The organism is Skermanella sp. TT6 (genome assembly GCF_016653635.2).
Lineage (GTDB): Bacteria > Pseudomonadota > Alphaproteobacteria > Azospirillales > Azospirillaceae > Skermanella > Skermanella cutis.
This window is the reverse complement of the sequence record NZ_CP067420.1, coordinates 1,479,336-1,499,248: the sequence shown is the minus strand read 5'-3', so window position 1 is coordinate 1,499,248 and position 19,913 is coordinate 1,479,336. Positions and strand designations below refer to the sequence as shown.

Sequence of the window (19,913 nt, the reverse complement as noted above, 5' to 3'; positions counted from 1 at the left end):
CGCCGCAAGGCCATGTGGTGTTACCAGTTCACGGAGCGGATCCACGGCTGTCCGGCGCGGCGATTGCTTGCGCTACGAAAGGGTTGGTCGCAGATAAAATTACTCCGTTTTCGTCATGGCCGGACCTGATCCGGCCATCTTTCACGGGAAGCATCGGAGCCTCCGTGCCTTGAGATCCGCGGGTCAAGCCCGCGGATGACGAACCGGAAGAGAAAACGATCGTTAGTAACGTTCCCAATGGTTGATCAGCAATCCTCGTGCCGGACAGCCGTGGGGCGGATCCTCACTTGCCGGGATCCAGGCCTTCGTAATAGGCCGCCAGCGCTTCGATCTCCGCATCGGTCAGGGACTTGGCGACGACGTTCATCATCTCGCTCTTGCGCGCCCCGCTGCGGAAAAGCTCGAGCTGCTGGACCATGTAGAGGGATTTCTGGCCGGCCAGGTTGGGGAACACCGGGGAGGTCCCGATGCCGTCGCGGCCGTGGCAGGTGATGCAGGTGCCCAGCTTCGGGACGTTGGATGACTGGGCGGACGCCTGGGCGGCGGCGACGAGGGGAGTGAACGCGATGGCGGAGGCCAGCGCGACGGCAGGCAACTTCATGACGACCCCGGAAACTGCTTCAGGAAATCCCGGGGCGCGGACGGGCGCGCCCCGGGCGACAGGCGTTACTGGCCTTCGTAGGAGATGCGGTAGATCGCGCCGGCCGTGTCGTCCGAGACCAGGAGCGAGCCGTCCAGGTATTGCTGGACATCGACCGGGCGGCCGAGATACTCCCCGGTTTCTTCGTCCAGCCAGCCCGACGCGAACACTTCCGTGCCCGCCGCCTTGCCGTCGGCGCCGATCCGGGTGAACATGATCCGGGCGCCGATCGGGGTGGTGCGGTTCCAGGAGCCGTGCTGGGCGCTGAAGATGCCGCCCCTGTATTGCGCCGGGAACATCCTGCCGCTGTAGAAGGTCAGCCCCAGGTCGGCCGCGTGGGCATCCATCTCCACTTCGGGGAAAACGAGATCGGCCGGCGGCTCGTCCTTCGACCAGTCCTCCGTGCGGACCTTGCCGCCGCCGTACCAGGGATGGCCGAAATTCTGGCCGGCCTGGGTCACCCGGTTGATCTCGCCCGGCGGGATGTCGTCGCCCATGCCGTCCACCTGGTTGTCGGTGAACCAGAGGATCCTGTCGGCGGGATTGAAGGCGATCCCGACCGAGTTGCGGATGCCGCGGGCATAGGTCTCCTGCCCGGTGCCGTCCCGGTTCATGCGCTGGATGGTGCCGTAGGGGTCCATGTTCGACCCCTTCTCGTTGGGCCAGACGTTGTAGGGCTGCCCCAGCGAGACGTAGAGCTTGTTGTCGGGGCCGATCGTGCAGACCCGGGCGCCGTGGTTGAAGTGCTCCTCCTCCTTGGGCAGGAACTGCTCCTTGACGACCTGCACCGCGACGTCGGGACCCTCGTAGAAGAACTCCACCGCCGGGAAGGCCAGCACGCGGTTATGCTCGGCGACATAGAGGATGCCGTCGGGGCTCATGCACATGCCGTTGGGGATCTTGAAATTGACGCTGGGGGCGAAGCGCTTGACCTCCTCCGCGTGGCGGTCCTTGTCGCGGTCGGTCACCGCCCAGACGTCGGTCTTTCGGGTCCCGACATAGACGGCGCCGACATTGCGGCCGACCGCCATGTGCCTGGCGTCGGGCACGATCGCGTAGACGTCGATCTTGAATCCGGGAGGAAGCTTGATCCTCTCCAGGTTCTTGCGGAGCTGTGCCAGCTTGGCCGGGTCCTGGGGCACCGTCTTGAGCGTCAGGTCGGTCCCGGTGGTCCGGAAATCCTGGAGGCGGTTCAGGTTCTCCTGGGCCAGCGCGGGCGCGCCGGCAAGGCAGGTTCCAAGCAGAAGGCAACCGACGAAAGTCCTCAGACCAGACATATGTGTCTCCTCCCGATTGTTTCACCTGGAACTTCTTGAGAGTCCCATGGCTTTCTTGATCTTAAATCCTAGAATACTTGGTCAAGGGTCGGCAGGGTATGCGCGCAGGTGGTAATACCAGGGAGAAGGCAGGACTCACCCTGCCCGCCCGAAGCCTCCGCCGCTCGGCGTTTCGATCACCATGACGTCTCCGGCTCCCATCTCGACCTTTTCGGTCGGCCCAAGGGCCTGGACGGCGCCGTCGGCACGCTCGACCCGGGCGCTGCCCGGCTCGCCCGACTCGCCGCCCTCCAGCCCGAAGGGCGGCACCACGCGGTGGTTGGACAGGATCGCGGCGGTCATGGGCTCCAGGAAGCGCATCCGCCGCACGGTACCGTCGCCGCCGCGGTGCCGCCCCCGGCCGCCGGATCCTTTCCGGATCAGGAACGATTCCAGCAGCACCGGGAAACGCCATTCCAGCACCTCCGGGTCGGTCAGGCGGGAATTGGTCATGTGGGTGTGGACGGCGTCGGTACCGTCGAAGTCCGGCCCCGCGCCCGACCCGCCGCAGATCGTCTCGTAATACTGGTAGCGGTCGTTGCCGAAGGTGAAGTTGTTCATGGTACCCTGGGCCGCGGCCATGACGCCGAGCGCCCCGTACAGCGCATCGGTGACGCATTGGGAGGTCTCGACGTTGCCGGCGACCACGGCGGCGGGATACCGCGGCGCCAGCATGGAGCCTTCGGGAATGACGATGCGCAGCGGCTTCAGGCAGCCGTCGTTCATCGGGATGTCGTCGTCCACCAGCGTCCGGAAGACGTAGAGCACGGCCGCCCGGCAGACGGCCGAGGGGGCATTGAAATTGTCGTCGAGCTGGGGGCTGGTCCCGGTGAAGTCGATGACGGCGCTGCGCTCCTCCCGGTCGATGGAGATCCGGACATGGATCTCGGCGCCGTTGTCCAGGCGCTGGACGAAGCTGCCGTCCTTCAGGACGCCGAGCACGCGGCGGACCTGCTCCTCCGCGTTGTCCTGGACATGGCCCATATAGGCGGTCACCGTTTCCAGCCCGAAATGATCCACCATGCGGCGGAGCTCCTGCACGCCCTTCTCGTTGGCGGCAAGCTGGGCCTTCAGGTCGCCGACATTCTGGACCGTGTTGCGGACTGGAAATCGTCCCGAGGTCAGGAGTTCGTGCAGGGCGTCCTCCCGGAAGGCGCCGCCGTCGACCAGCATGAAATTGTCGATCAGCACCCCCTCCTCCTCGATCGTCCGGCTGTCGGGCGGCATGGAGCCGGGGGTGATGCCGCCGACGTCGGCATGGTGGCCGCGCGAGGCGACGTAGAACAGGACGTCGCGGCCGGCGTCGTCGAACACGGGGGTGACCACCGTGATGTCCGGCAGGTGGGTTCCGCCGTTGTAGGGATCGTTCAGCATGAAGGCGTCGCCCGGATTCATGCCCCTGGCCTCGCCCGACCCGCCCGGAGCGCCGCGGCGGCGGATGACGGCGCGCACGCTCTCGCCCATGGAGCCCAGGTGGACCGGCATGTGGGGCGCGTTGGCGATCAGGCCGCCCTCCGCGTCGAACAGCGCGCAGGAGAAGTCGAGCCGTTCCTTGATGTTGACCGAATAGGCGGTGTTCTCCAGCGTCACGCCCATCTGTTCCGCGATCGACATGAACAGGTTGTTGAACACTTCCAGCATGACCGGATCGACGCGCGTGCCGACCGCGACGCGCGACGGCAGGGCCTGGACGCGGGTCATGACGAGATGGTCGCGGTTGGTGACCTCGGCCCTCCAGCCGGCTTCCACCACCGTGGTGGCGTTGGTCTCCCGCAGGATCGCGGGGCCGTCGATGCGGTCGCCGGGGCGGAGCGCCGTCCGGTCGAACACGGGGGTGCCGCTGAGCGTGGCGAGCGGCCGGAGCGGCGCCCGGCGGGGTTCGGGCGCCAGTTCCGGGTCGTCCGCCGTCGCGGTGGAGCCGATCACCTCCACCGACACCGCCTCGACCACCAGCGGCTTGCCGGACATGGCGAAGCCGTAGCGCTGCCGGTGGGCGGTCTCGAAGGCGTAGTGGATGGTCTCCATGTCACCGAAATCGACAGCCAGGGCGGTGTCGGTACCCTGGTACTTCAGGTGGACCGTCCTGACCTCACGGATATCCGCCCCGCCCAGGTCCTGGAGCGAAAGCTCGTGGCGGCCATCGGCCTCCAGCTCGTCCAGGGCCGCGGACAGGGCCGACATCAGGCCGGGTTCCAGCGGGGCTTCGACCGCCCGCTCGCGGATCGTCACCGTGTCGGCGAGCCCCATGCCGTAGGCCGACAGCACGCCGGCATGGGGATGGATGAACACCCGCCTCATGCCCAGCGCGTCGGCCACCAGGCAGGCATGCTGCCCGCCGGCCCCGCCGAAGCAGGTCAGGGTATAGCCGGTCACGTCGTAGCCGCGCTGGACCGAGATCTGCTTGATGGCGTTGGCCATGTTCTCGACCGCGATCTTCAGGAAGCCTTCGGCGACCTCCTCCGGCGTGCGGGCGTCGCCGGTGGCCCGGCGGATCTCGTCGGCCAAGGCCGCGAACTTCTCCCGCACCACGTCGGCGTCCAGCGGCTGGTCGGCGTCCGGCCCGAACACCCGGGGGAAGAAATCCGGGTGTAGCTTGCCGAGCATGACGTTGCAGTCGGTCACCGTCAGCGGCCCGCCCCGGCGGTAGCAGGCGGGGCCGGGATTGGCGCCGGCGCTTTCCGGACCGACCCGGTAGCGGCTGCCGTCGAACACGCAGATCGATCCTCCACCGGCGGCGACTGTATGGATCCGCATCATCGGCGCCCGCATCCGGACGCCGGCCACCTGCGTCTCGAAGGTCCGCTCGAACTCGCCGGCATAGTGGGACACGTCGGTCGAGGTGCCGCCCATGTCGAAGCCGATGATGCGGTCGAAGCCCGCCATGGTGGACGTCCGCACGGCGCCGACGATCCCGCCGGCCGGGCCGGACAGGATCGAGTCCTTGCCGTGGAACAGGCGCGCGTCGGTCAGGCCGCCGTTGGACTGCATGAACATCAGCCGGGTGCCGCCGAGCTGGGCCGCCACCCGGTCGACATAGCGGCGCAGGATCGGCGACAGGTAGGCGTCGACGACGGTGGTGTCGCCCCTGCCGACCAGCTTCATCAGCGGGCTGACCTCGTGGCTGACCGACACCTGGGTGAAGCCGACCGAGCGGGCGACCTCGGCGACGGCGTGCTCATGCTCCGGATAGCGGTAGCCGTGCATGAAGACGACGGCGCAGGAGCGGATGCCGGCCTCGTAGGCGCGCGTCAGCCCAGCCCGTGCGGCGGCGAGATCGACCGGGACTACCACCTGCCCGTCGGCGGCCACGCGTTCCGGAACCTCGACCGTGCGGGCGTAGAGCTGTTCCGGCAGGACGATATGGCGGGCGAAGATCTTCGGCCGGGCCTGATAGCCGATGCGCAGCGCGTCGGCGAAGCCCCGGGTGGTGACCAGGACGGTGGGTTCGCCCTTCCGCTCCAGCAGGGCGTTGGTGGCGACCGTCGTCCCCATCTTCACGGCGTCGATGCGGTCCGCCGGGACCGGAGATCCCTCGGGAACGCCGAGCAGGTCGCGGATGCCCTGGATGGCGGCGTCGGCATAGCGTTCCGGATTGTCGGACAGCAGCTTGTGCGTCACCACCGCGCCGTCCGGCCTCCGAGCCACCACGTCGGTGAAGGTGCCGCCGCGATCGATCCAGAATTGCCATTTGCCGGTCATGCCCTGCCCGCTCCCCTGATTTCCGAATTGGTTTCGCATCGCAACAATATTGAGGCACACCCGCTTGGAATGTGCCACCCCCGAGGATTATCTTCTATGTCATGAAAGCCATGATCGTTTCGATGGCGGTCCTGTTGTTCCTGCTGACCGGTCCGATGCTGGTGGTAGCGATGGGGACCGTGACGCTGGGGGGCCACTGGTCCACCGCCAGCCGACAATCCTCCCGCCAGGCTCCCGACCCGGCGACGACACCCGAGGCGGTCGTGCAGGTCTATGCCGCGCGCGCCTTCTCCTGGCGGGGAGCCTTCGGCACCCATCCCTGGTTCGCCGTCAAGCCGGCGGAAGCCTCGGAATACACAGTGTACGAGAAGATCGGCTGGCGTGTCATGCGCGGCCTGCCGGCGATCTCGATCGCCCGGCGCACGCCCGACGCCTACTGGTTCGGCCAGAAGCCGACGATCCTGGCCGAGCTGCGCGGCCCGGCCGCCGAAGCGGCCATCGCCAAGCTGGATGCCGCCGCCAAAGCCTACCCTTACAGCGATACCTATCGGATCTGGCCCGGCCCGAACAGCAACACCTTCGCCGCCTTCGTCGGCCGGGCGGTGCCGGAACTGCGCCTCGACCTGCCGCCCACCGCGCTGGGCAAGGACTATCTGGCGCCCTGGAGCCTGTTCGCCCCGGCGCCCAGCGGGACCGGCTGGCAGATGTCGATCTTCGGCCTGGCCGGCGTGCTGGTCGCGGTGGAGGAAGGCATCGAGGTCAACGTGCTGGGCCTGACCGTCGGCATCGACCCGCTCGACCTCGCGATCAAGCTGCCGGGTTTGGGGCGATTGGGACCGGGACCGGGCGCCGAGGTTGACGAGGAGATCCTGGAACGCGGCCGGGATCGCCAGCCGCCAGGGTGAGATTTGACAGAATTTGCCAAATAGCCGATGCTGCGGCGACTGGATGGAGGGTCATATGCCGACCATGAATGTAAGCCTCCCAGCGGAATTCGTCGAGTTCGTGGAAAAGGAGGTCGCCTCCGGGGAGTACGGCACGGCGAGCGAGGTGATCAGAGATAGCCTTCGCCTGCTAAGGCGCGAAAGGGCCGCCCGGGAGGAGCGACTCGCGGTGTTGCGCCGCGAAATCAACATCGGAGTCGAGCAAGCGAGAAATGGCCAGTTTTCAAAACTGACCATTTCCGATATCGCGGCCTCGTTGCGGGACGAAGACTTGCCGTGAGCGGTCCGGGTTACCGGCTTACCGAAGCCGCTGCCGACGACACCCGGGATATTCTCAAAGCCTCCGCCAGACAGTTCGGACCTCTGCAAAGAGAGCGGTACGCCAAACTGCTCATCAAGGCCGCGGAGATGCTGGCGCAGGATCCGGAGCGCCCCGGGTCCTGGAACCGGAACGATCTCAGGAAGGGGGTAAGGTCCTTCCATGTCGAGCATGCGGCCGGACGACGGGGGGCTGCCTCCCACATCCTTTATTATCTGGCCCGGCACATGGACGACGGTTCGAACACAATCGTGATCGTTCGCATCCTTCACGAACGGATGCAACCAGCCCATCATCTTCCCGAAACTTTCGACTTCTGACCTGATCTCGCCCCGGCGATGATCGGCGCCGGAAGTAACTCACGCCGCCGCGGGTTCCGGCTCCGGACCGCCGCTCCACTGATCGAACATGCCATTGACCATGGCCGTGCCGCTGTCCAGCGCCTCCTGGAGCAGGCTCATCTGGTTGGGCCAGGGGAGCTCGATGCGGCCGATGACTTCGCCGCACTCGCTTTCCAGGTTGCCGAGGAACTTGCGGACGATCGCCTGCATGCGGCGATTGCTGATCAGGCAGATCAGCACGAGGCGGCGAACCGTCCGGTTGCGGGCGACGGTCAGGATGCGCTGGATGACGCCCGACCCCAGCCCCTGGTTCTGGAAGCCCGGCTCGACGCTGACCGCCAGCTCGCCCTCGCCCGGCCAGACCTTGGGCTCGGTCCGCAGTTCGGCGACCGCGCGCAGCTCGCCGCGCACGAAACAGCCGACCATGATGGTGAAGCGCCAGTCGATGCCGCGGCAGTAGCCGACGATCGCCTCGTCGGTCTTGAACCCGCAGAAGCGGGCGTACCGGTCATTGGCGGAGAGCCTGAGCAGGTGGTCGCGATAGGCGTTCAGATCGGTTGGAAGGAGCTTGCGATAGACCGTCATGGACGTGGTACTTCCGTGGAATCATAGCGGTTAACGCCTTCATCCCTGGAGCTTCCTTCCCCCGGTCGCACGCGGCGGCCGTTGCTGGCCGATAGGTACGATCACTGCCACTATATTGCACTGCAGCAAACGGTTTGGAAGGAGGATGGTTGCCGCGTTGCGAAAAAACAGCAGCGAATGACGTCGATGTCACAGTTGGCGCGGACCGGATCGCTGGCTATGCTCTGCCCCTCTCCATTGCCGGACCAGTCGCGAGCATCATGAGTATCTGGGGGAAAGTTCTGGGCGGAGCCGCGGGCTTCGCCATCGGCGGCCCGATCGGGGGTCTTCTCGGGGCGGTCGCCGGCCATGCGGTCGACCTGTACCGCGAGGACGAGGAGGGCGAGACCGATGCGACGCAGCAGATCGCCTTCACCATCGGCGTGATCGCGCTAGGCGCCAAGATGGCCAAGGTCGACGGCGTGGTGACCCGCCACGAGGTCAACGCCTTCAAGCAAGTGTTCAAGATCCCGCCCGACGAGATGAAGAACGTCGGGCGCATCTTCGATCTGGCGCGCCGCGACAGCCAGGGCTGGGAACCCTACGCCAATCAGATCGCCAAGCTGCTGGCCGACCGCCCGGCCGTGCTGGAGGACCTGCTGGACGGGCTGTTCCACATCGCGCGGGCCGACGGCGAACTGCGCGAGGCCGAGATCGGCTACCTGGAAGGCATCGCGAAGGTGTTCGGCTTCTCCGACCGGGACTTCCTGCGGATCCGGGCGAGCAACGGCTGCGCGCCCAAGGACGATCCCTATGCCGTGCTCGGCCTGACGCCCGACGCCTCCGACGAGGAGATCAAGGCCGCGCACCGCGGGCTCGTCCGCGACCATCATCCGGACCGGCTGATCGCCCAGGGGCTGCCGCAGGATTTCGTCGACATCGCCAACGACAAGCTGGCGGCGATCAACGCCGCCCACGACCGCATCCGCAAGGAGCGGGGCGCCGTGATGGAAACCGCGTGACCGCCCTGCGGAGTTAGCGCTTGCCGAGACCGGGGGTATCCCCTTTATAGCTTCGGATCATGGCAGCTAATCCTCCCCTGGTCGCGCTGATGGGCGCCACGGTCACCTTCGGCGGTCTGCCGGTGTTCGAGAAGATCGATCTCGGCATCGCGCGGGGCGACAAGGTGTGCCTGGTCGGACGCAACGGCAGCGGCAAATCCACCCTCATGAAGCTGTTGGCGGGGCAGATCGCCCCGGACGACGGCGAACGTTTCCTCCAGCCCGGCGCGCGCGTGGCCTATCTGGCGCAGGAACCCTCGTTCGAGGGTTACGCGACGGTCCACGACTTCGTCGCCGAAGGGCTGCCGCCGGACGACCAGGACGCGCTCCACCGGGTCGACGCGGTGCTCGACCGGCTGGCGCTGGCGGTCGACCGGTCGCCCGCCAGCCTGTCCGGCGGCGAGGCACGCCGCGCGGCGCTGGGACGGGCGCTGGTCTCCGCTCCCGACGTGCTGCTGCTGGACGAGCCGACCAACCACCTGGACCTGCCGACGATCGAGTGGCTGGAAGGGGAACTCCAGTCCTATCGCGGCGGGCTGCTGCTGATCAGCCACGACCGCGCCTTCCTGTCGAAGCTGTCCCGGCGGACCCTGTGGCTCGACCGCGGCGGCATCCGCGAGACCGAGCGCGGCTTCGCGGAGTTCGAGGCCTGGCAGCAGGAGGTCTTCGCGTCGGAGGAGATCGCCGCCCACAAGCTGGACCGCAAGATCGCCGCCGAGACCCAGTGGATGCGGGAGGGCATCAGCGCCCGCCGGACCCGCAACATGGGCCGGGTCCGGGCCCTGCAGCAGCTTCGCACCGACCGCGCCGAACGGGTGCGCGGCGGCCAGCAGGTCAAGCTGGGGGTCGCCGAGGGCGAGGCCAGCGGGCGCATGGTGATCGAGGCGGAGCACGTCGCCAAGGGCTTCGACGCGCCGGACGGACGGCGGGAGGTCGCCAGGGATTTCTCGACCCGCATCCTGCGCGGCGACCGGGTCGGCCTGATCGGCCCGAACGGCGCCGGCAAGACCACGCTCCTGAAGATCCTGACCGGCCAGATGCCGCCCGATTCGGGGACGGTGCGGCTGGGCGTCAACCTGCAGCCGGTCTATTTCGACCAGCGCCGCGCCGCGCTCGATCCGGACGCCACGATCCATCAGACGCTCTGCCCGTTCGGCGGTGACAGCGTGTCGGTCGGCGGGCAGTCGCGGCACGTCGCGTCCTACATGCGGGACTTCCTGTTCGATCCCAAGCTGAAGGACACGCCGACCCGGGCGCTGTCCGGCGGCGAGCGGAACCGGCTGCTGCTGGCGACCCTGTTCGCCCGGCCGTCGAACCTGATGATCCTGGACGAGCCGACCAACGACCTGGACATGGACACGCTGGACCTGCTGGAAGAGGTCCTCAGCGACTATGACGGTACCCTGCTGCTGGTCAGCCACGACCGCGACTTCCTGGACCGGCTGGTGACCTCGGTCATCGCGGTGGAGGGAGCCGGCGAGGTCCAGGAATATGTCGGCGGATACTCGGACTATGTCACCCAGCGCCCGGACCGCGCGGTACCGGACGCGGGCAAGACCCGGAAGAAGGACGCGGGCCCGCCGGCCGAGGCCAAGCAGCGCCGCAAGCTGAGCTACCAGCAGCAGCGCGAGCTGGACCAGCTGCCGAAGCGGATGGAGGATCTGGGCGGAAAGATCAAGGCGGCGGAGGCGAAGCTGGCCGACGCCGATTTCTTCGGCCGGGACCCCGCCGGATTCCAGAAGACCAGCGAAGGCCTGGGCAAGCTCCAGGCGGAGCTGGAGGCGGCGGAGGAACGCTGGCTCGAACTGGAGGCGCTGCGGGAAGAACTGGAAGCCTCCTCTTGAGCCCCCGGGACATCGCGGCCACCCTGGTCGTCATGGTGATCTGGGGCCTCAACTTCGCCGTGGCCAAGTACGGCCTGCGCGAGTTCTCGCCCATGCTGCTGATGAGCCTGCGGTTCGCCATGGTGGCGGTCATGCTGCTGCCGTTCGTGGCGGTGCCGTGGGGACGCATGAAGGAGATCCTCGTGCTGTCGGTGCTGCTGGGCGGCCTGCATTTCCCGCTGATGTTCACCGGGCTCACCCGGGTGGACGCGGCCGCGGCCTCGATCGCGATCCAGCTCCAGGTGCCGTTCTCCTCCATCCTCGCGGCGATCCTGTACAAGGACAAGCTGGGCTGGCGGCGCGGGCTGGGCATGGCGATCTCGTTCGGCGGCGTGATCGTGATCGCCGGCGAGCCCCGGGCCCTGGACGGAAGCTGGTACCTGGGGCTGGTGGTGGTGGCCGCGCTGATCTTCTCCATCGTCAACATCCAGATCCGCCGGATCGGCTCGATCAACGGCTTCTCGCTGAATGCCTGGATGTCGGTCATGGCGGCGCCCCAGCTGATCGCCGTCTCGCTGCTGATGGAGACCGGGCAGATCGAGCAGATCAGGGCGGCGTCCTGGCTCGGCTGGGGCAGCATCGCCTACATGGCGATCATGGTCACCATCGTGTCCTACGCGCTCTGGTATCCTCTGGTCCGCCGCTATCCGGTCAACCAGACCATGCCCTGGACGCTGCTGGTGCCGGTGTTCGGCGTGCTGTCCGGCGTCCTGCTGCTGGGCGAGCCGCTGACGCCCGCCATGGTGGTCGGCGGCTCCCTGACGCTGGTCGGCGTCGCGGTGATCATGATCCGGAAGGCTCCGAAGCAGAACCAGAACCAGTCGGCGACATGACGCTCTCCCCCAACCATGGACCGCGCCCCGACGGCGTGCCGGTCGATATCCTGCTGGTCCACTACACCGGCATGCCGACGGGGTCCGGGGCCCTGGAGCGGCTGTGCGATCCGGCTTCCCAGGTCAGCGCGCACTATCTGGTGGACGAGGACGGGACGGTGACCGCCCTGGTGCCGGAGGAGCGGCGGGCGTGGCATGCCGGCGTCGGCTGCTGGCACGGCGAGCGCGACATCAACAGCCGCTCGATCGGGGTGGAGCTGGTGAACCCCGGGCACGAATGGGGCTACCGCCCCTTCCCGGCGGCCCAGATGGAGGCGTTCGCCGCCCTAGCGCGGGGCATCCTGGATCGGCATGGGATTTCGCCCCACCGGGTGCTCGCCCACTCCGACGTGGCGCCGGCCCGCAAGGAGGATCCCGGCGAACTGTTCGACTGGCGGGGACTGGCGGCACGGGGGATCGGGCTGTGGCCGGAGCCGGACGCGCGCGACGACGGACCGGGCTATGCGGTGGCGGAAGCGCAGGACCTGCTGGCCCGGTTCGGCTACGACGTCGCGGCGTCGGGCGTGCTGGACGCCCCGACCCGGATTGCGGCGACGGCGTTCCAGCGCCATTTCATCCCCGACCGGGTGGCGTTCGGCCTGGACCGGACCTTCATGCGCGTGCTCCGGGCGGCCGTGCGGCAGGCGGAAGCCCTCGCTTCCCGCTGATTTCCCCTCTTTACGGCGCCGGCATTGCAATTTTGTTGCATCGCACCCGCCCAGTGCCTAAGTTCCCGGCCGCCAGGTGGCTGGATGGCCGCTTCCCATGGGATCCCATGGGGAGAGGAAAGTCCGGGCTCCACGGAAATACGGTGCCGGGTAACGCCCGGCGGGGGCGACCCCAGGGAAAGTGCCACAGAAAGGAAACCGCCTGCCCAGCGCCGGAGTTCGCCTCCGGAGTCGGCAGGCAAGGGTGAAAGGGTGCGGTAAGAGCGCACCGCGGCTCCGGCAACGGAGACGGCATGGTAAACCCCACCGGGAGCAAGACCGAATAGGGGCGGCTTGGCCACGAGCCTAGCGCATTTCCGCGCCGTCGCCCGGGTTGGTCGCGTGAGGCGTCCGGTAACGGACGTCCCAGATGAATGGTCATCCACCACCCCTTTCCGGGCGACCGGATCGCGGGTGGGGACAGAACCCGGCTTACAGGCCACCTGGCACCCAATAATTAAGTTTTTTCTAATTCAACTTTCAGGATGTTCCTGCCGGCCGTGGGTTTTCATGGGCCGGAGCCTGGGACAATGATGGGACGTAGCGGGATAATCCTGTGGACAAGCTGTTGATCACTATTCCGCATGATTGCCGCGACCGGTTTTTCCAGTCCGAGTCGTTCAATGATTCAAGGACTCGTCGTTTGACTTCGCCCGATCGTTATAAGAACGAAAAGTGAACAAACTTCAGAAACGCTCTTAGGATTAACTTGATGTTTAGGTTCTCGCTAAAAAGCGTGGCATCCACAATCCAACCTTGAGGAAAGACGAACGCAGCCGCGAAATTTCTTGATTCCAAAGGCCAATTACTGGCAACGGCATTGACGGCCCATGAAATCCCATGTTATCCCATACTCACCCAAGCTGCTGGGGCGGTACCCTTAAGGTCTAACCCCGAGGGCAAACCTAACCAAGGCGAAGGTGGTGCGGGGCCGATGGCTCGGACCGCAGGGCTTGAGGGTTAAATGGCCATCTTCTTGTCCTCTTTCTTGAACAAGGTAGACAAGAAGGGCCGTGTGTCGGTGCCAGCTTCCTTTCGGGGCGTGCTGGCCAAGGACTCCCCCGAAGGCGTTGCGTCCAGCGTGATCGTGTTCCGCTCCCTACAGTTTTCTGCACTCGAAGCGTGTAGCCCGGAGCATATGGACAGGCTGGCCGAAACACTGGATCAAATGGACATCCCGCCGGAAGAGAAGGACCTCTTCCAGGCGACGATCTTCGCCGGCTCGATCCAGCTGGGGATCGACGCCGAGGGACGGATCCTGATCCCCCAGGACATGCTCGATTTCGCCGGGATCACCGAGCAGGCCTCGTTCGTGGCCAACAACAAGACCTTCCAGATCTGGGAGCCCGCGGCCCATGCCGCCCGCATGGAGGAGGCGCGCAAGCTCAGCCGCGCCGCCGGCCTGTCGCTCAGCAGCATCAGCCTGTCGGGCCGCCGGCCCGCCGCCGCCCCGGCGAAGGAATAGGGGCGCGGCATGGCGACGGCTTACCAACATGTCCCGGTCCTGCTGGAAGAGGTGGTGGCGGCCCTGGCCCCCCGGGACGGCGGCGTCTACGTGGACGGCACCTTCGGCCGCGGCGGCTACGCCCGCGCGATCCTGGCCGCCGCGGACTGCACCGTCTGGGGGATCGACCGCGACCCGGCGGCGGTCGCCGCGGGCTCGGCCCTGGCGGAGGAGTTCCCCCGTCGGTTGAACGTCATAGAAGGCCCGTTCGGCCGGATGGACGCGCTTCTGCGCGACGCCGGGGTGGAGGGCGTCGACGGCGTCACGCTGGACCTGGGCGTCTCGTCGCCGCAGATCGACGACCCGGCGCGCGGCTTCTCGTTCCGCGCCGACGGCCCGCTCGACATGCGCATGGGAAATCATGGGATGACGGCCGCCGACGCGGTCAATTCCCTGGGAGAGACCGAACTGGCCGACGTGATCTACCGCCTGGGCGAGGAACGGATGTCGCGCCGGGTCGCCCGCGCGATCGTGGCCGCCCGCGCCGAGGAGCCGATCGACCGGACCGCCCGGCTGGCGGAGATCGTCCGGCGGGTGGTCCCGAAGAGCCGCGACGGCATCGATCCGGCGACCCGGACATTCCAGGCGCTCCGCCTCTACGTCAACGACGAGCTGGGCGAGCTGGACCGGGGCCTGGCCGCGTCGGAGCGGCTGCTGCGTCCCGGCGGGCGGCTGGCGGTGGTCTCCTTCCACTCGCTGGAAGACCGCCGGGTCAAGGAATTCCTGCGGCGGCGGTCGGGCAACAGCCCGGCCCCGTCGCGCCACGCACCGGTGGAGCGGACGGCCGAAGCGGCGCCGACGTTCCGCCTGATCTCCCGCAAGCCGGTGACCCCCGGCGACACGGAACTCGTCAACAATCCCCGCGCCCGGTCAGCCCGGCTGCGCGCGGCCGAACGCACGAAGGCACCGGCCTTCGAGGAGGCAGCATGATCAGCAAGTCCACGGTGATCTGGCTCGGTCTGGCGGGCCTGGCGAGCGGGGCATTGTTCCACACGAGCTACCGGGTTCAGGCGCTCGGGGAGGATCTGGCCGGGTTGAACCGCGCGATCATCCATGAGCAGGAAGCCATCCAAATCCTGAAGGCCGAGTGGAGCTACATGAACGATCCGACCCGGATCGAGGAGATGGCGCGCCGGCACCTGGTGCTCGGCCCGACCGCCGCCGGGCAGATGATCGCGTCGGTCGAGACCATCCCGGCGCGGCTGCATCCGGCCGATCCCAACGCGCCGGCGGGCTCCGCCCTGGTCGCCGGGACGACGGTGCCGATGCCGTCGCGCAAGCCGGGCGGCAGCGGCGTGCCGGCCGGCTCCGTGGTGCTCGCCACCTACAAGGTGACGCAATGACCGACATCCACGCGTCACGCCACTGGCACACGGACCGCCCGGAAGCGGCGCCGGCTCCCCGCGCCGCCGAGCGGCGCGCCGGGAGCCGCGCCGCGCAGGCGCTGGACCAGGCGCGCAGCCGGCTGATGGTGACCGTCGCGGTCTTCGCGCTCGCCTTCGGCGCGGTCGGCGTCAAGCTGGTCGACGCCACCGTGATGAGCCAGGGGGGCGACACGGGGCTGGCGCAGGCCGCTTCCGCCCATGCCATCCCGGCCAGCCGCGCCGACATCGTGGACCGCAACGGCGTGCTGCTGGCGAGCTCGCTGGCGACCGCGTCGCTGCACGCCGACCCCAAGCTGGTGATCAACCCGCTGGAGGCGACGCAGAAGCTGACCTCGGTGCTGACCGACCTGGATTACCAGGACACCCTGGCCAAGCTGAAGAGCGACAAGCGGTTCGTCTGGATCCGGCGGAACCTGTCGCCGCGCGAGCACTACGAGGTCAACCGGCTCGGCATCCCCGGCCTCTACTTCCAGCGCGAGGAGCGACGGGTCTACCCGAACGCCAACCTGACCGCCCATGTCGTCGGCTTCACCGGAGTCGACAACAACGGCCTGATGGGGATCGAGCAGTCGTTCGACAGCCGCCTGAGGTCGTCGAGCGAGCCGGTCCAGCTCTCTCTCGACGTGCGCCTCCAGCACCTGGTCAAGCGGGAGCTCCAGAACGCCGTGGACGAGTTCCAGGCCCTGGGCGGCGCCGGGATGATCATGGACGTCAAGACCGGCGAGGTCCTGGCGATGGTCTCGCTGCCGGACTTCGACCCCCACTCCCCGACCAGCGACGAGAACGCGCGCTTCAACCGCAACACGCTCGGCGTGTACGAGATGGGCTCGACGTTCAAGATCTTCAATTCGGCCCTCGCCCTGGAGTCGGGCAAGATCCGCATGGGCGACAGCTTCGACGCGACCAAGTCGGTGCGGGTCGGGCGGTTCACGATCAGCGACTACCACGGCAAGAACCGCTGGCTGACCGTCCCCGAAGTCTTCATGTACTCGTCCAACATCGGGTCGGTCCGGATGGCGATGGAGGTCGGCACGCCGGCCCAGCGCGCGCTGATGGACAAGCTCGGCCTGCTCAAGCGGTCGCCGATCGAGATCCCCGAGGTCGGAGCGCCGATGGTGCCCAATCCCTGGCGCGAAGCCAGCACGATGACGATCTCCTTCGGCCACGGCCTGTCGGTCAGCCCGATCCAGATGGCGTCGGCCACCGCCGCCTCGGTCAATGGCGGCCTGCTGCACCCGCCGACCCTGCTGCGGCGGAACCCCGGCGATCCGGTACCCGCGGAACGCGTAATTTCGCCACAAACCTCGGACCAAATCCGCCGGCTGATGCGCCTGGTCGTGACCCAGGGCACGGCGACCGGAGCGGCCGCCCCCGGCTACGTGGTCGGCGGCAAGACGGGCACCGCGGAGAAGACCAGTGGGCGTGGCTATGCGAAGAAGGCCTTGTTGTCGTCGTTCATCGGTGCCTTTCCGATCCAGGATCCCCGCTATCTCGTGATGGCCATGGTCGACGAGCCGAAAGGCAACAAGCGCACCTACGGCTACGCCACCGGCGGCTGGGTCGCGGCTCCGCTGGCCGGCAGGATCATCCAGCAGATGGGTCCCCTGATGGGCATCAGCCCGATCGACGAGACCCGGCCCGACATCCGCACGGCGACCGAAATCCATCTCAATCCCCGGGGAAGCACCCTTGCGTCTTACTGACCTCGCCTCCTCCGACACCACCCAGGCCGCGCCGCTCCAGGCCCGCGATCCCCTGATCGCGGGCCTGACGAGCGATTCGCGCGCGGTCAAGCCGGGTTTCCTGTTCGCGGCGCTGCCGGGAAGCAAGGCCGACGGGCGGGCCTTCGTGGCCGACGCGGTGGCGCGCGGCGCGGTGGCGGTGCTGGGACCGGCCGGCACGGTGCTGCCGGACGGGGCGCCCGACGGCGTCGCCGTGATCGAGGACGAGAACCCCCGGCGCCGGCTGGCGCTGATGGCGGCCCGCTTCTACGGGCGGCAGCCGGCCCACGTCGCGGCGGTGACCGGCACCAACGGCAAGACCTCCACCGTGCAGTTCGCCCGCCAGCTCTGGTCCCTGCTCGGCCACCGGGCGGCAAGCCTGGGCACCCTGGGCATCACGGCGCCGGGGATGGAGCGCTACGGCTCGCTGACCACGCCGGACACCGTGTCTCTGCACCAGGCGCTCGCCGAGCTTGCCGATGTCGGGATCGACCATCTCGCCATGGAGGCGTCGAGCCACGGTCTCGACCAGCACCGCCTGGACGGCGTGGCGATCGAAACCGCAGGTTTCACAAATTTGTCACGCGACCACCTGGATTACCACGGCAGTATGGAGGCTTACCTCGCGGCCAAGTCGATGCTGTTCGACCGCGTCCTGCCCCCCGGCGGGACGGCGGTGCTGAACGCGGACGCGCCCGAGTTCACCCATCTGTCAGAGCTGTGTTCGCGGCGTGGTCATCGCCTGATCGGCTATGGCACACAGGCGAAGGAGCTTGTCTTGCGCGACCTGATCCCCCTGCCCCACGGACAGCGGCTGAAGCTGACCGTGCTCGGCCGGGACCACGACATCGACCTGCCGCTGGCGGGGCGCTTCCAGTGCATGAACGCGCTGTGCGCGCTGGGCATGGCGATCGGCACGGGCACCGACCCGGACGAGGCGGCGGCGGCGCTGGAGCGGCTGGGCGGCGTCCGCGGCCGGCTGGAACTGGTCGCCCACCACCCCTCGGGCGCCCCGATCTACGTGGACTATGCCCACACGCCCGACGCGCTGGAGACGGTCCTGCGGGCCTTGCGTCCCCACGCGGCGAAGCGGCTGGTGGTGGTGTTCGGCTGCGGCGGCGACCGTGACCGGGGCAAGCGGCCGGTCATGGGCGAGCTGGCGGACCGGCTGGCCGATCGGGTCATCGTGACCGACGACAACCCCAGGACCGAGGCGGCGGAGGCGATCCGGCGCGAGGTCATGGCCGGCTGCCCGGACGCCGAGGAGATCGGCGACCGCGCCGCGGCGATCCGCGCCGCCGTCGGGGACCTGGCCGAGGGGGACGTGCTGGTGATCGCCGGCAAGGGCCACGAGCAGGGCCAGACCGTCGGCACCGTGGTACGGCCGTTCGACGACGCCGACGAGGCGCGCGCCGCCCTGCGGGAGGCCCTGGTCTGATGGCACGCCCCCCCGTTCTCTGGACCGCCGGCGACGTCGCCGCGGCGACCAACGGCACCCTGCACGGCTCCGCCGACGCCCTGGACTGGCAGGCGACCGGCGTGTCGATCGACAGCCGCACGATCCAGCCGGGCGATCTTTTCATCGCTCTGAAGGGTCCGAACTTCGACGGCCACGGATACGTGGCGCAGGCGCTGGCCGCCGGCGCGGCCGCCGCCCTGGTGTCGCACCGGCCGGACGGCGTCGGGCCGGACGCCCCGCTGGTCATGGTCGAGGACACCTTCGCCGCCCTCCAGGACCTGGGCTCGGTGGCGCGGTTGCGCACCGGCGCCAAGATCGTCGCGGTGACCGGGTCGGTCGGCAAGACCAGCACCAAGGAGGCGCTGGGAACCTGCCTGTCCGCGCTGGCGCCCACCTTCGCCACGGCGGGAAGCCTGAACAACCATTGGGGCGTGCCGCTGAGCCTGGCGCGCATGCCGCCGGACTGCACCTACGCCGTGTTCGAGCTGGGCATGAACCATGCCGGCGAGATCGGCCCGCTGTCCCGCCAGGTCCGCCCCGACGTCTCGGTGATCACGACCGTCGAGGCGGTCCACCTGGAGCATTTCCCGTCGGTCGAGGCGATCGCCGACGCCAAGGCGGAGATCTTCGAAGGCATGGCGCCAAACGGCGCCGTGGTGTTGAACCGCGACAACCCGCACTATGCCCGGCTGGTCGCCGCCGCCCGCACCCGCGGGCTGTCGCGCATCCTGGGCTTCGGCAAGGCCGAGGACGCCAGCGCCCGGCTTGCCGACTGCTCGATCCATGCGACCTGCAGCGCGGTCAACGCGGTGATCAAGGGCGAGGCGCTGCAATACTGCCTGGCGCTGCCCGGCCGCCACCACGTGATGAACAGCCTGGCCGTGCTGCTGGCGGTCCGCGCGCTGGGCGGCGACGTCGCCGCGGCGGCGCGGGCCATGGCGACGCTGAAGCCGATCAAGGGACGGGGTGCCCGCCGGCGCGTGCGGCTGGCCCAGGGCGCCCTGACCGTGATCGACGAGAGCTACAACGCCAGCCCGGTGTCCATGGAAGCGAGCTTCCAGGTGCTGGCCAAGGGCGATCCGGGCGTCGGCGGGCGGCGCATCGCCGTGCTGGGCGACATGCTGGAGTTGGGCGAGCGGTCGCCCCTGCTGCACGCGGCCCTGGCCGAGCCGCTGAAGGCCGCCTCGGTGGACCTGGTGTTCTGCGCCGGCCCCGACATGAAGCGCCTGTTCGACAGGCTGCCGGCCGCCCTGCGCGGCGGCTGGGCCCCGGACAGCGCGGCGCTGGCCCCGCTGGTGGCCGGGGCGGTGCGCGCCGGCGACGTCCTGATGGTCAAGGGGTCGGCCGGCAGCCGCATGGCCGCCGTGGTCGACGCGGTCGCCGCCCTCGATACCGGGGGCGATTCCGATTCGAACTCCCGAACGACTCCCGACGAAACTCCCGGCGAAATTCCCGACGACAGGGCGCAACGCGCCGCACGGCAGGGCTGAGGCGATTC

Annotated in this window: 17 protein-coding genes and 1 other RNA gene; 14 read left to right on the top strand and 4 right to left on the bottom strand. The window is 68.3% G+C overall.

Annotated elements, in window-relative coordinates; genetic code table 11:
• Positions 1 to 283: 283 nt before the first annotated feature.
• The 3 genes from IGS68_RS06960 to IGS68_RS06950 all read right to left on the bottom strand — a co-directional run bounded on the left by IGS68_RS06960 (position 284) and on the right by IGS68_RS06950 (position 5,655).
• Positions 284 to 601, bottom strand: a complete 318-nt coding sequence (locus IGS68_RS06960) for a c-type cytochrome (protein ID WP_201078388.1) — start codon at positions 599 to 601, stop codon at positions 284 to 286.
• A gap of 65 nt (positions 602 to 666) precedes the next feature.
• Positions 667 to 1,917, bottom strand: a complete 1,251-nt coding sequence (locus IGS68_RS06955; protein ID WP_201078387.1) for a PQQ-dependent sugar dehydrogenase — start codon at positions 1,915 to 1,917, stop codon at positions 667 to 669.
• Between the two features lie 135 nt (positions 1,918 to 2,052).
• On the bottom strand, positions 2,053 to 5,655 hold the full coding sequence (locus tag IGS68_RS06950) for a hydantoinase B/oxoprolinase family protein (RefSeq protein ID WP_201078386.1): 3,603 nt from the start codon (positions 5,653 to 5,655) through the stop codon (positions 2,053 to 2,055).
• A 122-nt stretch (positions 5,656 to 5,777) separates the two neighbouring features.
• Here IGS68_RS06950 and IGS68_RS06945 point away from each other — a divergent pair, with 122 nt between their 5' ends.
• From IGS68_RS06945 to IGS68_RS06935, 3 genes are read left to right on the top strand one after another with little or no spacing between them, the layout of a single operon-like run.
• The gene (locus IGS68_RS06945) at positions 5,778 to 6,560 is read left to right on the top strand and encodes a DUF3750 domain-containing protein (protein WP_247881208.1); all 783 of its coding nucleotides are present in this window, start codon (positions 5,778 to 5,780) and stop codon (positions 6,558 to 6,560) included.
• A 55-nt stretch (positions 6,561 to 6,615) separates the two neighbouring features.
• Positions 6,616 to 6,879, top strand: a complete 264-nt coding sequence (locus tag IGS68_RS06940) for a type II toxin-antitoxin system ParD family antitoxin (RefSeq protein WP_201078384.1) — start codon at positions 6,616 to 6,618, stop codon at positions 6,877 to 6,879.
• Entirely contained in the window at positions 6,876 to 7,238 is a 363-nt protein-coding gene (locus tag IGS68_RS06935; protein ID WP_201078383.1) for a type II toxin-antitoxin system RelE/ParE family toxin, read from the top strand. Before IGS68_RS06940 ends, IGS68_RS06935 begins: the two co-directional genes overlap by 4 nt.
• 39 nt (positions 7,239 to 7,277) lie before the next feature.
• Here IGS68_RS06935 and IGS68_RS06930 read toward each other — a convergent pair whose 3' ends face one another.
• Entirely contained in the window at positions 7,278 to 7,844 is a 567-nt protein-coding gene (locus tag IGS68_RS06930) for a GNAT family N-acetyltransferase (protein WP_201078382.1), read from the bottom strand.
• Between the two features lie 260 nt (positions 7,845 to 8,104).
• On the opposite strand from IGS68_RS06930, the gene IGS68_RS06925 reads away from it, so the two are divergent.
• The 11 genes from IGS68_RS06925 to IGS68_RS06875 all read left to right on the top strand — a co-directional run bounded on the left by IGS68_RS06925 (position 8,105) and on the right by IGS68_RS06875 (position 19,905).
• Complete coding sequence (locus IGS68_RS06925) at positions 8,105 to 8,845, top strand: TerB family tellurite resistance protein (protein ID WP_201078381.1); 741 nt, start codon at positions 8,105 to 8,107, stop codon at positions 8,843 to 8,845.
• A 59-nt stretch (positions 8,846 to 8,904) separates the two neighbouring features.
• Positions 8,905 to 10,728, top strand: coding sequence for an ATP-binding cassette domain-containing protein (locus tag IGS68_RS06920; RefSeq protein ID WP_201078380.1), 1,824 nt, complete (start codon positions 8,905 to 8,907; stop codon positions 10,726 to 10,728).
• Entirely contained in the window at positions 10,725 to 11,600 is an 876-nt protein-coding gene (locus IGS68_RS06915) for a DMT family transporter (protein ID WP_247881207.1), read from the top strand. Before IGS68_RS06920 ends, IGS68_RS06915 begins: the two co-directional genes overlap by 4 nt.
• Positions 11,597 to 12,307 (top strand): N-acetylmuramoyl-L-alanine amidase, encoded by a 711-nt coding sequence (locus IGS68_RS06910; RefSeq protein ID WP_201078379.1) that lies wholly within the window; start codon positions 11,597 to 11,599, stop codon positions 12,305 to 12,307. Before IGS68_RS06915 ends, IGS68_RS06910 begins: the two co-directional genes overlap by 4 nt.
• A 72-nt stretch (positions 12,308 to 12,379) precedes the next feature.
• An RNA gene (rnpB, locus tag IGS68_RS06905) (RNase P RNA component class A) lies at positions 12,380 to 12,797 on the top strand.
• A gap of 570 nt (positions 12,798 to 13,367) precedes the next feature.
• Complete coding sequence (locus IGS68_RS06900) at positions 13,368 to 13,811, top strand: division/cell wall cluster transcriptional repressor MraZ (RefSeq protein ID WP_201078378.1); 444 nt, start codon at positions 13,368 to 13,370, stop codon at positions 13,809 to 13,811.
• 9 nt (positions 13,812 to 13,820) lie between these two features.
• A complete protein-coding gene (rsmH, locus tag IGS68_RS06895; protein WP_201078377.1) occupies positions 13,821 to 14,780 on the top strand; it encodes a 16S rRNA (cytosine(1402)-N(4))-methyltransferase RsmH in 960 nt (319 codons plus the stop codon).
• A complete protein-coding gene (gene ftsL, locus IGS68_RS06890; protein WP_201078376.1) occupies positions 14,777 to 15,193 on the top strand; it encodes a cell division protein FtsL in 417 nt (138 codons plus the stop codon). The genes rsmH and ftsL overlap by 4 nt, the downstream gene beginning before the upstream one ends.
• A complete protein-coding gene (locus IGS68_RS06885; RefSeq protein ID WP_201078375.1) occupies positions 15,190 to 16,938 on the top strand; it encodes a peptidoglycan D,D-transpeptidase FtsI family protein in 1,749 nt (582 codons plus the stop codon). The genes ftsL and IGS68_RS06885 overlap by 4 nt, the downstream gene beginning before the upstream one ends.
• The gene (locus IGS68_RS06880) at positions 16,925 to 18,394 is read left to right on the top strand and encodes a UDP-N-acetylmuramoyl-L-alanyl-D-glutamate--2,6-diaminopimelate ligase (RefSeq protein ID WP_201078374.1); all 1,470 of its coding nucleotides are present in this window, start codon (positions 16,925 to 16,927) and stop codon (positions 18,392 to 18,394) included. The genes IGS68_RS06885 and IGS68_RS06880 overlap by 14 nt, the downstream gene beginning before the upstream one ends.
• Positions 18,394 to 19,905 carry a UDP-N-acetylmuramoylalanyl-D-glutamyl-2,6-diaminopimelate--D-alanyl-D-alanine ligase gene (locus IGS68_RS06875; RefSeq protein WP_201078373.1) on the top strand — a complete coding sequence of 504 codons (1,512 nt, stop codon included), beginning with the start codon at positions 18,394 to 18,396 and terminating at the stop codon, positions 19,903 to 19,905. Before IGS68_RS06880 ends, IGS68_RS06875 begins: the two co-directional genes overlap by 1 nt.
• The last annotated feature ends 8 nt before the right edge of the window (positions 19,906 to 19,913 follow it).

Coding starts and splice junctions, on each gene's coding strand:
- IGS68_RS06960 (WP_201078388.1), bottom strand. CDS start 601: ATGAAGTTGCCTGCCGTCGCGCTGGCCTCCGCCATCGCGTTCACTCCC.
- IGS68_RS06955 (WP_201078387.1), bottom strand. CDS start 1,917: ATGTCTGGTCTGAGGACTTTCGTCGGTTGCCTTCTGCTTGGAACCTGC.
- IGS68_RS06950 (WP_201078386.1), bottom strand. CDS start 5,655: ATGACCGGCAAATGGCAATTCTGGATCGATCGCGGCGGCACCTTCACC.
- IGS68_RS06945 (WP_247881208.1), top strand. CDS start 5,778: ATGGCGGTCCTGTTGTTCCTGCTGACCGGTCCGATGCTGGTGGTAGCG.
- IGS68_RS06940 (WP_201078384.1), top strand. CDS start 6,616: ATGCCGACCATGAATGTAAGCCTCCCAGCGGAATTCGTCGAGTTCGTG.
- IGS68_RS06930 (WP_201078382.1), bottom strand. CDS start 7,844: ATGACGGTCTATCGCAAGCTCCTTCCAACCGATCTGAACGCCTATCGC.
- IGS68_RS06925 (WP_201078381.1), top strand. CDS start 8,105: ATGAGTATCTGGGGGAAAGTTCTGGGCGGAGCCGCGGGCTTCGCCATC.
- IGS68_RS06920 (WP_201078380.1), top strand. CDS start 8,905: ATGGCAGCTAATCCTCCCCTGGTCGCGCTGATGGGCGCCACGGTCACC.
- IGS68_RS06910 (WP_201078379.1), top strand. CDS start 11,597: ATGACGCTCTCCCCCAACCATGGACCGCGCCCCGACGGCGTGCCGGTC.
- rsmH (WP_201078377.1), top strand. CDS start 13,821: ATGGCGACGGCTTACCAACATGTCCCGGTCCTGCTGGAAGAGGTGGTG.
- ftsL (WP_201078376.1), top strand. CDS start 14,777: ATGATCAGCAAGTCCACGGTGATCTGGCTCGGTCTGGCGGGCCTGGCG.
- IGS68_RS06885 (WP_201078375.1), top strand. CDS start 15,190: ATGACCGACATCCACGCGTCACGCCACTGGCACACGGACCGCCCGGAA.
- IGS68_RS06875 (WP_201078373.1), top strand. CDS start 18,394: ATGGCACGCCCCCCCGTTCTCTGGACCGCCGGCGACGTCGCCGCGGCG.